Genomic DNA, 12214 nt, shown 5'->3' with positions numbered 1-12214 from the left:
CGGAGGAAAAAGATGCCCAAGCGCCTGCGCCTGACCCGCCGTTTTCCGGTTGCGATGACCGAAGACGGCTACCGCCGCCTGAAACGGTTTTCGCGCGAGGCAGGTCTGGACGAGGGCGAGGCGCTGTCGTTCCTGTTTGAAAACTTTGACTCTGTGATTGACGACGACACCTTTTCGCACCGGTTGCGGGTGTTTAATTCGGAACTGGAGGCGCGCAAACGATAGGGTGGATGCCTCCGGCGGGGATATTTTGGGCAAGATGAGATTGATACCCATCTTGCCCAGTCAGGTCGCACAGCAACCTCACCTTGCACGGCCATCGGCTTCCCAGCCTGTACCGCACGACAAGATTGGCAAAACAGAGTTAACGTTGGTTTAAGAACACCACAGCAACCTTCATCTTGCCACAAATATCCAAATTCCTGCGCACTCCGCGGGCGCACCCTTGGGAGGGGGTCACGACATGATCAAGCTGCATTGCTTTGGCGAAAGCGGAAACGCCTACAAGGCCGCCCTGACGCTGGCCCTGTCCGAAAGCGAATGGGTGCCGGTTTACGTTGATTTCTTCAACGGCGAGACGCGCGGCGAGCCGTTTCGCGCGTTGAATGTCATGGGTGAAGTGCCGGTGATGGAGGATGGTGATCTGATCCTGACGCAGTCGGGTGTCATGCAGGATTACATCAGTTCCAAGACCGGCAAGCTGGGTGGCAAATCAGCTGCTGAACGCCGCGAGGTGCTGCGCTGGATGTTCTTTGACAATCACAAGGTCAGCGGTGTGGCCGGTCAGCTGCGGTTCCAGATGAATTTCCTGCCCGAAGCCAAACGCAACGCCGATGTCATCGCCTTTCTATCGGCTCGTCTGCATGGCGCCCTGAAAATCATGGAAACGCATCTGGCGGATCATGACTGGCTGGCCGGAGACGAGATGACAATCGCCGATCTGGCCTGCTGCGGGTATCTGTTCTACCCCGAGCCGTTCACATTTGACCGCGCCGATTACCCGCATATCGATCGCTGGCTGGACCAGATCGCGGCCCAGCCCCATTTCGCCCTTCCCTATGACCTGATGCCCGGCAGCCCTGCTGACCGCGCTTAACTGGAGGAATCCATGACCGAAGCTTATATCTATGACGCCGTGCGCACGCCGCGCGGCAAGGGCCGCAAAGACGGCAGCCTGCACGAAGTGACATCTGCGCGCCTGTCTGCCGGCGTGTTGAACGCCCTGAAAGCGCGTAACAACCTTGAAGGTCACGCTGTTGAGGATGTGATCTGGGGCAATGTGACCCAAGTGGGTGAACAGGGCGGCTGTCTGGCGCGCACGGCGGTGCTTGCCTCCAACCTTGATCAACGCATTCCGGGTCTTGCGATCAACCGCTTTTGTGCATCCGGCATGGAGGCTGTGAACTTGGCCGCCAATCAGGTCAGGGGCGGCGCGGGCGAGGCCTATATCGCCGGTGGCGTTGAAATGATGGGTCGCGTGGCCATGGGCAGTGACGGGGCGGCGATTGCTGTGGATCCGTCGATTGCGATGGAAACCTATTTCGTTCCCCAAGGCATTTCCGCTGACATCATCGCTACCGAATACGGGTTCAGCCGTGACGATGCCGACCAACTGGCGATGGAATCCCAAAAGCGCGCTAAGGCCGCATGGGATGACAACCGCTTTGCCAAATCGATCGTGCCTGTGCGTGATCAGAACGGCCTCGAAATCCTTGGCCACGACGAATACATGCGCCCCGGCACCGACATGCAAAGCCTGGGCGGGCTGAAACCTGCGTTCAAGGAGATGGGCGAAGTGATGCCCGGTTTCGACAAGATCGCGATGATGAAATACCCGCATCTGGCGCATATCAACCACATCCACCACGCGGGCAATTCATCGGGGATCGTCGATGGCGCCGCGGGTGTTCTCGTGGCCTCGAAAGAATGGGGCGACAAGCATGGCATCAAGCCGCGCGCGCGCATTCGCCAGACGGCCAAGATTGGCACCGATCCGACGATCATGCTGACCGGGCCTGTGCCTGTCACGCACAAGATTCTGGCCGATGCGGGCATGGCGATTGGCGACATTGATCTGTTTGAGGTGAACGAGGCCTTTGCATCTGTTGTGCTGCGCTTCATGCAGGCGTTTGAAGTTGACCCCTCGCTGGTGAACGTCAACGGCGGCGCGATTGCGATGGGGCACCCGCTTGGCGCGACCGGCGCGATCATCATCGGCACCTTGCTGGACGAGCTGGAACGCAGCGACAAAGAAGTCGGTCTGGCCACCCTATGCATCGCGTCCGGCATGGGCGCAGCAACTATTATCGAGCGGGTCTGATGTTCAGGCAGCTGTTGATAGGCTTGGCGCTGGCGTTGTCCACAGGTGGTGCAAACGCCGAGATGCCCTCAATAGCCCCTGAAGACTCTCCTGTTCAGCTGGAATTTGAGAGATTCGCAGCAAGCTGTTCGGGAAACCCCGAACACGTCCAGCAGATGTCATTACTCTGGCAGGGTGTCTTTCCCGACGAGAATGATGGCTTCACGGTCGTGCTGATTAACGTCGGGAACGGCTTCACCGGACAGCTGGTGGGGACACCTTGCTCATGCGATGAAGCGGGTGAAATCTGGTGTGGCAACTGCGGAACACAGGCTACAATCTGGGTTGAAGGCACCGACGGGGTAACGCAACGGGCCTCTAGTCTTTGCATCCGGGGTGCGCGCCAGACCGAATATCAGGGTCGCCCGGCACTAATGGTCGGCCGTCACGGTGCGTCCTGCTACGAAATCGGGGCAAAGGGCGGCGCCTCGCCTTGTTACGAACTACTTCAGTTCAGTGGGTACGAATTGGAAAGCGTCGCCAAGTCGCTTGACCAAACGAATTGGGTGGAGTTGCGCTGACCGAACCCGCCGCAACGGAACAAATCGAACCGGTACCGACCCGTGTTCTGGAAATGAAAGCGAGAGACAAATGACCGATTTCACAATGAAAACTGACGCTGACGGCGTCGCGATTATCACTTGGGACGTCAAAGGCAAGAGCATGAACGTGCTCAGCCTTGAGGGTTGGGATGATCTGGATACGCTGGTGGATCAGGCCCTTGCGGATGATGCCGTCAAAGGCGTGGTCATCACATCCGGCAAAGACACCTTTGCCGGCGGCATGGACCTGAACATCATTGCCAAGATGAAGCAAAGCGCGGGCGACGATCCGGCCAAGGGGCTGATGGACGGCTTGATGAAATCCCACGGCATCCTGCGCAAGATCGAACGCGCTGGCATGGACCCCAAGACCAACAAGGGTGGCAAACCGATTGCCGCCGCCCTGCCCGGCACGGCGCTGGGGATCGGTCTTGAAATCCCGCTGGCGTGCCACCGCATTTTCGCTGCTGACAATCCCAAGGCCAAGATCGGCCTGCCGGAAATCATGGTTGGCATTTTCCCCGGCATGGGCGGCACCACCCGCCTTGTGCGCAAGATGGGCGCGATGGCGGCCAGCCCGCTGTTGTTGCAGGGCAAATTGAACGATCCGAAAAAGGCGATGCAAGCAGGTGTGATTGACGAAGTCGTCGCACCTGATGAGCTGTTGGCCGCGGCCAAGGCGTGGGTTTTGTCAGAGCCCAAAATCGTTAAGCCGTGGGATGAAAAGGGTTACAAGATGCCCGGCGGCGCACCTTATCACCCTGCCGGTTTCATGACATTTGTCGGCGCATCTGCGATGGTCAATGGCAACACAATGGGCGTTTATCCAGCGGCCAAGGCGCTGCTTTCGGCCGTTTACGAAGGGGCGTTGGTGCCGTTTGACACCGCCCTGAAGATCGAGGCGCGCTGGTTCACCAATGTGCTGATGAACCCCAGCAGCGAGGCGATGATCCGCAGCCTGTTCATCAACAAGGAAGCCCTTGAAAAAGGTGCCAACCGCCCCGATGTCGCCGACCAAACCGTCAAGAAAGTTGGCGTCTTGGGCGCGGGCATGATGGGTGCTGGCATTGCGCTGGTGTCCGCCAAGGCAGGTATCGAAGTTGTCTTGCTGGATCAAAAGCAAGACGCAGCGGACAAGGGCAAATCCTATACGTCTGACTATTACGACAAGGGGATTTCACGCAAGAAAGCCACGGCTGAACAGAAAGACGCTGCATTGGCCCGCATCATGGCCACGACCGATTATGCGGCTCTCAAGGATTGTGATCTGATCGTCGAAGCGGTGTTTGAGGACTTTAAGATCAAGGCAGACGTCACAAAAAAGGTTGAGGAAATCGTCGGCAAGGACTGCATCTTTGCCTCCAACACCTCGACCTTGCCGATTACGGAACTGGCCAAGGCCAGCAAGCGCCCCGATCAGTTCATCGGCATCCACTTCTTTTCGCCCGTCGACAAGATGATGCTGGTCGAGATCATCAAGGGTCAAGAAACCGGCGATGTGGCCGTGGCCAAGGCGCTCGATTTCGTGCGCCAGATCCGCAAGACGCCGATTGTCGTGAATGACGAGCGGTTCTTTTACGCCAACCGCTGCATCATCCCCTACATCAACGAAGGTATCCGCATGGTGCGCGAGGGTGTGAACCCCGTCTTGATCGAAAACGCCGCGAAGCTGGTGGGTATGCCGTTGGGGCCGCTGCAACTGACGGACGAAACCAGCATTGATCTGGGCGTCAAGATCGCCAAGGCGACCAAGGCGGCGATGGGCGCGGATTACCCGAACGATGAAGTCGACGAAGTACTGTTCTGGATGGCCGATGAGGGGCGTTTGGGGCGCAAGGCCAACGCCGGTTTTTACGCCTATGACGACAAGGGTAAGCGCGGCGATTTGTGGGACGGTTTGGCGGCCAAGTATCCGCAATCAGCCGACCAGCCAGACCTGACCGAAGTGCAGCACCGCCTGTTGTTCGCGCAGGTGTTGGAAGCGGTACGTGCGCTGGAAGAAGGCGTGCTGGAAGACATCCGCGAAGGCGATGTGGGCGCGATCCTTGGCTGGGGCTTTGCGCCGTGGTCGGGTGGTCCGTTCAGCTGGCTTGACATGCTGGGCGCGCCCTATGCGGCGGACCGTTGTGATGAATTGACAACGGCCCATGGTAAGCGGTTCACAACGCCCGATCTGCTGCGCGAAATGGCCCAAAAGGGCCAGACGTTCTATGGCCGTTTTGGCACGCAGAAAAGCGCGGCGTAACCAGACTTTCATCGAAAGTCTGACCGCAAATCCTTTGCAAGGATTTGGCCCAACACAACAAAGAATTGCCCCCGACCATCGCTGATCGGGGGCAACCTATCCTTGCCCATGGCCCAATCTGGGGAAAGGCCCGCGGGCGCGGATCCCTGATTTCGGTTAGGCCGCCACAACCATCATCCGTGCGGCAGAACGGGTTGGCGCGCGGCGCCCCTCGTCCTCAACCTCCAGAAAACCCACAAGAACATCAGCCTCCTCCGCGCTGAGGGTCTGATAGGGGCTTTCGGTGGCTTCGTTCAGCATGTCGCTCAGGATCGACGTGGACCGCTTGCACAAAAACAGCGCACCAAGATTGGCAAAGACGATTTCGTCCTGCGCGAATTCCAGGTGCACGATCTCGATTTCGCCACCGGGCAGTGGGCGGGAAATGCCGCGGAACCCGTCAAGACTGGCGGCGGGGATCAGGGCAAAGGGATCGCCCAGCACGTCCTCGGCGGTGTCGCTTTCCACCAGAATGCTTTGATTGGGCAGCAGGCGCATCGCCTCGCGGTTGCCAAGGGCACCGGCGGGCACGTCCAGTGGCCAGTGGCCCATGGGTGTGACGTTGGGATCAGCGCTGATCAGGTCGCGGCGCACGGAAATCACGGTTTGCAGCCCGCCATCGAATGTCAGCACCTTGTCGCCCTCGGCCACGGCCTCGACCGCGCGCCAACCCATTTCAGTTGCCACTTTCGTGCCAGCAATAATGCCGGTCGTCACATCACGCAGTGTGTTGTGTGCAGCGGCGCGTCCCCAGGTATCTTTGTTCCAAGCAAGCATTTTTCCCATCCTTTGTTGTCCGGTCCGGCAGCGACCGTTTCGTTTTGTTGAAACCAGTTGGAGTGATTCCCGCGACCGTCATTGGCCGACAAAGCGGCAAGTTTGGGGCATTGGATCATGGTTAACGCGAAATCAGCGGATTTGATCGGCATTTGCCTAAAATGCGAAACAATCAGGCCGAATCGTCAAAGGAATAGTCAAAGCGGGCAATATCTTCGGCGCAGGCATCCGCGACGATTCCCCGTGTGGTGGCGTCATAATAGCTGTGCCAGTCGGCACGCCGGCTCGACGTGTTCACGCGTGGCATATCAATCTTGAACCCCAGGTGGTCCTCAATCGGGGCAAGGTCGGCCAAATGCTCAAGACGCACGTAATGCGTGCAATGTTCCTGCCCACCGCCATCGCGCATATAGGCGCTGTAGGGCGCGGCGCGCAGGCTGGATCGGGTATGGTCATGGGCGATGAATTCAGCGAAAGACAGCGCTTGCGCCAATGTCACGGCGGGATGGTCAAACGTCTGATCCTGCAACCAATGATAATAGCTGACGGCGCGGTCCCATGGGTTGCGCACCAGCGTGAAAGTCACAAAATCAGCCATCTCGGCCCGTGTAACCAGCCCTTCGACATCCGCGAGCGTCGAATGTTTCCACAGTCGCCCCCCCGTGTGCACGCCTTTCAGGCGTCCCTTGCGCCGCTTGGCCTTGGGCGTGTCACCGATCAGGATATCATCGGCCATGGCGCGTTCTTCGAGGGCCAGCGCCATCGCCGTCCCGCCGGTTTTCGGAATATGCACAAAGATATAGCGGCGCCCGCGCGAGATAATCATGCGCGCCGCGCCCGCAGGGTTATCACCGCGCCCGATGCGACGATCAGCACAATGCCCATCATCGCCAAACCGCCCAGCGTTTCGCCCCAGATAATATAGGCCCAAACCGATGCGAACACGATCAACGAATATTCGTTGATCGCGACAAAGCTCGCCTCGCCGATCTGGTAGGCTTTGGTCAGGCAACCGATGCCGATGATTGCACCCACGGCCTGCACCGCTGTCCAGAACAGGAAATCCGGGGTGAAAGGGACGGCCCCGCGCGCAATGAACCCGTCATGGCCCAGTGGGACGACTTGTGGCCAGATCGCCAGCGCCGCCAAGCCCAACAGGCCGAAAATGCCCAAGACACCAAAGAACCCCAGCACAAGTGCAGCTGTCCCCTCGCCCTCGCACCACGACCGTGTGGCGACCGCCCCGCAAGCATAAAGAACACCGGCGATGATCGGCACAAATGACAGGGCTGTCAGCGATCCTTCGGCGGGCTGGATCACCAGCAAGGCCCCTGCAAACCCAACAACCACTGCCAGCCAGCGCACGGCACCAATCCGTTCACCGCGAAACGCGACCGAAATCAGCAGCACGAAAATCGGCGCAGTGAACAGTCCGGCAACGACGACGCCGATGGGCAGGAAGGCAAGGCAGCCGAAATAGATCAGCATCGACAAGGCGATCAGGATACTGCGGCCCAGCACGGCCAGCGGGCGGTTCGGACGCAAGGCCCCCAGCCCCAGAAAGGCCGCCACCACGATCATCGGCAGGGTCATCGCCGCGCGGGTTGCGTGGAACTGCCACAGGCCCGCATCGGCGGAAATCATCCGCACGTAATTGTCCGACAGCCCCAGTGTCAGCATCCCGATGATGATGAACACCGTCGCCTTGAGTGGTTCGGTTTGCCCCATACGCCCCCCCTTGTGCGCCGACTTTCACCAGCGGCGCGGCCAGTTGCAATGCCAAAGGCGACATCTGGCGCGCCTTAAATGTCTGACAATTGCTTTCCCAGAGCGGAAAACCTGCGCTAAAGTCCAGGGAAATGATTCCGCAGAAAGGGGTGCGCGATGGGATGGATGCAGGACGAGACCGGCCTTGATAAATGCGCTGCCAACCATGTGCCGCTGACCCCCCTCAGCCACCTGCAACGGGCCGCGCGGGTTTTCGGGGGCCACGAGGCGTTGGTCTATGGCACGACGCGGCGCACCTATGCGCAGTATCATGCGCGTGTATCGCGGCTGGCATCGGCGCTGCAAAAGGCCGGTGTTGCACCCGGTGATGTGGTGGCGACCCTGCTGCCCAATATCCCCGCGCAATGCGAGGCGGCGTTTGGTGTGCCCGCCTGCGGGGCTGTGCTGAACACGATCAATATCCGGCTGGATGCCGACACGGTTGCCTATATTTTCGATCACGGCGGCGCCAAGGTCGTGCTGGCCGACAGCCAGTTCCTGCCCCTGACCATGGCCGCGGTTGACCTGATGGAGGGCCCTGCTCCGCTGGTGATCGAAGTGCCGGACGCCGAGGCAGGCGTGCCGGAAATCGGCGAACAGATGGATTACGAGACATTCCTTGAAACCGGCGATCCCGATTTTGCATGGATCATGCCCGCGGACGAATGGGAAAGCCTTGCGCTCAACTATACCTCTGGCACCACGGGGCGGCCCAAGGGCGTGGTTTATCACCATCGCGGTGCCTATCTGATGACCATGGGCACGCCGATTTCATGGCGCATGGTGCTGCATCCGCGTTACCTGACCATCGTGCCGCTGTTTCATTGCAACGGCTGGAACCACACATGGATGCTGCCCGTCATCGGCGGCACGGCGATCTGCTGTCGCGATGTGACCGCAGGCGCGATCTATGACGCCATCGCTGATGAAGGCGTCACGCATTTCGGCGGTGCACCCATCGTGCTGAACCTGCTGGTCAACGCCAAGGACACCGAGCGCCGCACCTTTGATCACACCGTCGAGGTCTTTACCGCCGGCGCACCACCCGCCTCTGCCACCCTCGCCGCGATCAGCAAGCTGGGGTTCCATGTGACGCAAGTGTACGGGCTGACCGAAACCTACGGCCATGTCACCGAATGCCTGTGGAACGACGAATGGGATGCGCTGCCCCATGATCAACAAGCCGCCATTCAGGCGCGCCAAGGGGTTGCCTTTCCGATGATGGAGCACGTGACCGTCGTGGATGAAAACGGTGCGCAAGTCCTGATGGATGGCAAAACGCAGGGCGAGATCGTGATGCGCGGCAATGCGGTGATGAAGGGCTATCTGAAGAACCCCGAGGCCACGGCCAAAGCCTTCAAGGGCGGCTATTTCCACTCCGAGGATCTGGCCATTCAACACCCCGATGGCCATATGCAAATCGCCGACCGCGCCAAGGACATCATCATATCAGGTGGCGAAAACATCAGCAGCGTCGAGGTCGAGGGCGCGCTGATGCACCACCCGGATGTGAACCTGTGCGCCGTAGTGGCCATGGCCGATGACAAGTGGGGCGAAGTGCCATGTGCCTTTGTCGAACTGAAAACCGGCCACAGCGTTGACGAAGCCACCTTGATCGCCTTCACCCGTGAACGCCTTGCAGGGTTCAAATGCCCCAAAAAGGTGGTGTTCCAAGAACTGCCGAAAACGTCGACCGGGAAAATCCAGAAGTTCGAGTTACGCAAACAGCTGCGCTAGCGCAAAGTCACTGTCATTTCGCAAGGACCTGCCCTAAGATACCGCAAAACAAAGGCGGCAGAGCAGCCCCATGACGGCACTGAAAGAATACGCACGGCTGGAAAGCGGCGGGTTGTGGCGCGCAGACGCCAACGCCCAGCGCCGTGACGTTGTCGTGTCGTTTGGCGATGCAACGGTGGTGATCAGCGATAGCGCCGGGCGCGCGCTGGCGCATTGGTCGCTTCCGGCGGTTGAGCGGTTGAACGTGGGCAAACGCCCGGCAATCTTCAGCCCCGACCCAGACGCGACCGAAACCCTTGAGATCGAAGACGATACGATGATCGCCGCGATCGAAAAGGTGCGTAAAACGGTCGAAAAACAGCGCCCCAAACCCAAACGGTTGCGATACTTGGGGCTGGGGTTGTCAGTTGCGGCCGTCGCGGCGTTGGCCGTGTTCTGGCTGCCCGATGCTTTAATCCGGCAAACCGTTTCTGTGGTGCCTGCGGTGAAACGCTCGGAAATCGGCGGAACTTTGTTGGGTCATATCCAGCGGGTTACTGGCCCAACCTGTCGCAGCCCGCTGGGGGCGCAGGCGTTGAACCAGCTTAGGGTGCGTGCGCTGGGCCGCGATGCGGGCGGGCAGATTGTCGTCGTGCCAAGCGGCGTGCAACGCGCACTTTACCTGCCCGGCGGGATCATCGTGATGAACCGTGCCCTGATCGAAGACACCGAAGACCCGGCCACCGTGGCAGGCCATGCCATTGCCGCCGCTGCCGGATTGCGCGTGCAAGACCCGCTTGCGCGCCTGCTGCACGAGGCCGGCTTGCGCGCGACATTCCAACTGCTGACAACGGGCGATCTGGACTCGGAGACCCTGCGCGACTACGCCGAGGTGCTGATCGCAGCACCGCCGCAGCGCCCGCCCGATGACGCTCTGTTGCCGCTGTTCGAGGCCGCGCAAATCCCGTCCACGCCCTTTGCTTTTGCAGTTGATCCAACAGGAGAAACAACCCTTGGCCTGATCGAGGCGGATCCTATGCAGGGTCTGGATGCCCCGGCAATCCTGAATGATGGCGAATGGATCAGCTTGCAAGGGATTTGCAGCTAGACAAGAAAAGACCCCGCGATCGTCTGCAGGGCCTTTCCTCGGGAGAAATCAGTTGCGGGTGCTTGCACCGCTATAACCCGCCCCGCGCACGGTGCTTAGGGCACGTTGCAAGGCCGATGCCGAATTGAACGGCCCCGCCATGACAATCCGGTATTCGGTTCCGCCGCGCGTATAGACACCAATGCGCATGGGCAGTCCGCGGGCGCGCAAGCCTTGGGCCACACGCTGCGCATCAGCGCGCGAGGCATAGGTCGCGACCTGCACGAACCGGTCCGCGGTTGCGGCAGGCTGCTGCACCGACCGCGTCGAAACGCGCGCGGCAGGTGCTGTGGCCGGTTGCACCGCTTGGGCGTTGCCGTCGGGCAAGCCGCGCTGGCTGTTCAGGCGGCCATCGTCCCAGACGCTGGTATAACCTGCAGGCGGGGTCGGTGTGCGTGCGGCCGACCATGCGCCTGTGAATTCAGGGTTGGAATAGGGCGCAGGGCCGCCAAAAACCCGCGCCGCGCGTGTCACCAGATCGGGGCCGGATTGGCAGCCCACCCCATAGCCGGTACCGCCGGTCATGCCTGTGCTGGTGCAGGTCCGTGGCGCTGTGGTTGTGCGCAGTGTGCGTCCGTATGTCAGCGTTTCAGGTTGCATCGCGCCGCGCGTCGATACGGTTGCCCGTGGTCCGCCAAAAATCGCGGCCATCAGACCGCCCTGCGCGCCACAGTCTGGTGGCAAACCTGTGGTCGTGCTGACATAGCGCCGCCCAGTGGTGCGCATGTCCGCGCATGCGGTTGCGCGGTTGACGGCTGTGCTGCCGGACATTGCCATGGCAGGTCCGGCGCCCATGGCCCCGGTCATGCTTGCAGTGACAACGCCGCCCGATTGCGGGCCGCATTGCAGCAACCGGCCCGTCAGGGTGCTTTGGTAGCGGCGGCCCGTTGCAGCACTGTCGGCGCAGGCTTCTGCGCGGCTCAGGCGTGTGCGGGTGCTGGCGGTTGTGGGCGCAGGGCGCTGTACTTGGGGGGCGACGGCGGCCACTTGCGTGACAGCGGGCGCACCACAAACGATCGTCTGACCTGTGCGACTGCTGATGAAACCGGGCTGGGGGCCACTGCGTCCGTCGCAAAACTGCGTGCGGGTCATCGTGCGCGTCTGTGCTTGTTGCGCCGGTTCGGGTGCTGTCACCACGCGCGGCGTAGGCGTCACAGGCTGCGGCGCAACGGGCGCAGGCGCGCGCGCTGTCGTTGGCGGGGCAACGGGTGCGGGCTGTGGCGCCGGGGCCGCTACTGGTGTTGGTGCGGGTGTCGCTGGCGCAGGTGCAGGTGCAGGCGCCGGATCAGGCGTCGCCGCGGCGACACGTGTTGATCCACCAAGCGAAGGTTCAAATCCGCAAAGCTGTCGGCGTGACCGGTTCACTCGCGGCACCCACGTCACATTTCCGGAAATCCCTGCGCGAATATACACGCAGCCGCGGCTATCGACATACTGGTTGGCGGAAAAAGACGCAGGGGGCGTTTCGGCAGGCCCATCGGCGTTGCGCAATGCCTGCGCCATCGCGGCGCCACCCAACCCCATTGCAACGATTGTCGCTGACAAAATTACACGCGTCTTCATATTGCCCCCACAAGATATAGGGCGAGAATGGCGAACAATCGCTAGCAAGTAAAGCCATT

At 60.7% G+C, this 12214-nt stretch carries 11 protein-coding genes; 7 read left to right on the top strand and 4 right to left on the bottom strand.

Annotated features, from left to right (window positions below):
* Window positions 1-12: 12 nt before the first annotated feature.
* From SJY21_RS14150 to SJY21_RS14130, 5 genes are all read left to right on the top strand, one after another.
* On the top strand, window positions 13-225 hold the full coding sequence (locus tag SJY21_RS14150) for a hypothetical protein (protein ID WP_377512029.1): 213 nt from the start codon (window positions 13-15) through the stop codon (window positions 223-225).
* Between the two features lie 238 nt (window positions 226-463).
* A complete protein-coding gene (locus SJY21_RS14145; protein ID WP_377512026.1) occupies window positions 464-1096 on the top strand; it encodes a glutathione S-transferase family protein in 633 nt (210 codons plus the stop codon).
* Window positions 1097-1108: 12 nt separating this feature from the next.
* Window positions 1109-2320, top strand: coding sequence for an acetyl-CoA C-acetyltransferase (locus SJY21_RS14140; protein ID WP_377512023.1), 1212 nt, complete (start codon window positions 1109-1111; stop codon window positions 2318-2320).
* Window positions 2320-2880, top strand: a complete 561-nt coding sequence (locus SJY21_RS14135) for a hypothetical protein (protein WP_377512020.1) — start codon at window positions 2320-2322, stop codon at window positions 2878-2880. Before SJY21_RS14140 ends, SJY21_RS14135 begins: the two co-directional genes overlap by 1 nt.
* A 70-nt stretch (window positions 2881-2950) precedes the next feature.
* Window positions 2951-5146, top strand: a complete 2196-nt coding sequence (locus SJY21_RS14130) for a 3-hydroxyacyl-CoA dehydrogenase NAD-binding domain-containing protein (protein WP_377512017.1) — start codon at window positions 2951-2953, stop codon at window positions 5144-5146.
* A gap of 156 nt (window positions 5147-5302) precedes the next feature.
* On the opposite strand, the gene SJY21_RS14125 is transcribed toward SJY21_RS14130, so the two are convergent.
* From SJY21_RS14125 to SJY21_RS14115, 3 genes are all read right to left on the bottom strand, one after another.
* Window positions 5303-5962: a Hint domain-containing protein gene (locus SJY21_RS14125; RefSeq protein WP_377512014.1), complete on the bottom strand. Its 660-nt coding sequence runs from the start codon at window positions 5960-5962 to the stop codon at window positions 5303-5305.
* Between the two features lie 172 nt (window positions 5963-6134).
* The gene (locus tag SJY21_RS14120; RefSeq protein WP_377512011.1) at window positions 6135-6788 is read right to left on the bottom strand and encodes a sulfotransferase family 2 domain-containing protein; all 654 of its coding nucleotides are present in this window, start codon (window positions 6786-6788) and stop codon (window positions 6135-6137) included.
* Window positions 6785-7690: a DMT family transporter gene (locus tag SJY21_RS14115; protein ID WP_377512008.1), complete on the bottom strand. Its 906-nt coding sequence runs from the start codon at window positions 7688-7690 to the stop codon at window positions 6785-6787. The genes SJY21_RS14120 and SJY21_RS14115 overlap by 4 nt, the downstream gene beginning before the upstream one ends.
* A gap of 156 nt (window positions 7691-7846) precedes the next feature.
* On the opposite strand from SJY21_RS14115, the gene SJY21_RS14110 reads away from it, so the two are divergent.
* Complete coding sequence (locus tag SJY21_RS14110; protein WP_377512005.1) at window positions 7847-9466, top strand: AMP-binding protein; 1620 nt, start codon at window positions 7847-7849, stop codon at window positions 9464-9466.
* A gap of 70 nt (window positions 9467-9536) precedes the next feature.
* Window positions 9537-10553, top strand: coding sequence for a hypothetical protein (locus tag SJY21_RS14105; protein WP_377512002.1), 1017 nt, complete (start codon window positions 9537-9539; stop codon window positions 10551-10553).
* Window positions 10554-10601: 48 nt separating this feature from the next.
* Here SJY21_RS14105 and SJY21_RS14100 read toward each other — a convergent pair whose 3' ends face one another.
* Window positions 10602-12155 carry an SPOR domain-containing protein gene (locus SJY21_RS14100; RefSeq protein WP_377511999.1) on the bottom strand — a complete coding sequence of 518 codons (1554 nt, stop codon included), beginning with the start codon at window positions 12153-12155 and terminating at the stop codon, window positions 10602-10604.
* Window positions 12156-12214 lie beyond the last annotated feature (59 nt).

Origin of the sequence: Octadecabacter sp. R77987, from assembly GCF_042466115.1 — a bacterium.
Lineage (GTDB): Bacteria > Pseudomonadota > Alphaproteobacteria > Rhodobacterales > Rhodobacteraceae > SW4.
The sequence above is the reverse complement of the archived record's forward strand: the minus strand, read 5'-3'. Positions and strand labels throughout refer to the sequence as shown.

What these genes read in the sequence shown, in the direction of transcription:
- SJY21_RS14150 (WP_377512029.1), top strand. Translation starts at nt 13, where the DNA reads ATGCCCAAGCGCCTGCGCCTGACCCGCCGTTTTCCGGTTGCGATGACC.
- SJY21_RS14145 (WP_377512026.1), top strand. Translation starts at nt 464, where the DNA reads ATGATCAAGCTGCATTGCTTTGGCGAAAGCGGAAACGCCTACAAGGCC.
- SJY21_RS14140 (WP_377512023.1), top strand. Translation starts at nt 1,109, where the DNA reads ATGACCGAAGCTTATATCTATGACGCCGTGCGCACGCCGCGCGGCAAG.
- SJY21_RS14135 (WP_377512020.1), top strand. Translation starts at nt 2,320, where the DNA reads ATGTTCAGGCAGCTGTTGATAGGCTTGGCGCTGGCGTTGTCCACAGGT.
- SJY21_RS14130 (WP_377512017.1), top strand. Translation starts at nt 2,951, where the DNA reads ATGACCGATTTCACAATGAAAACTGACGCTGACGGCGTCGCGATTATC.
- SJY21_RS14125 (WP_377512014.1), bottom strand. Translation starts at nt 5,962, where the DNA reads ATGCTTGCTTGGAACAAAGATACCTGGGGACGCGCCGCTGCACACAAC.
- SJY21_RS14120 (WP_377512011.1), bottom strand. Translation starts at nt 6,788, where the DNA reads ATGATTATCTCGCGCGGGCGCCGCTATATCTTTGTGCATATTCCGAAA.
- SJY21_RS14115 (WP_377512008.1), bottom strand. Translation starts at nt 7,690, where the DNA reads ATGGGGCAAACCGAACCACTCAAGGCGACGGTGTTCATCATCATCGGG.
- SJY21_RS14110 (WP_377512005.1), top strand. Translation starts at nt 7,847, where the DNA reads ATGGGATGGATGCAGGACGAGACCGGCCTTGATAAATGCGCTGCCAAC.
- SJY21_RS14105 (WP_377512002.1), top strand. Translation starts at nt 9,537, where the DNA reads ATGACGGCACTGAAAGAATACGCACGGCTGGAAAGCGGCGGGTTGTGG.
- SJY21_RS14100 (WP_377511999.1), bottom strand. Translation starts at nt 12,155, where the DNA reads ATGAAGACGCGTGTAATTTTGTCAGCGACAATCGTTGCAATGGGGTTG.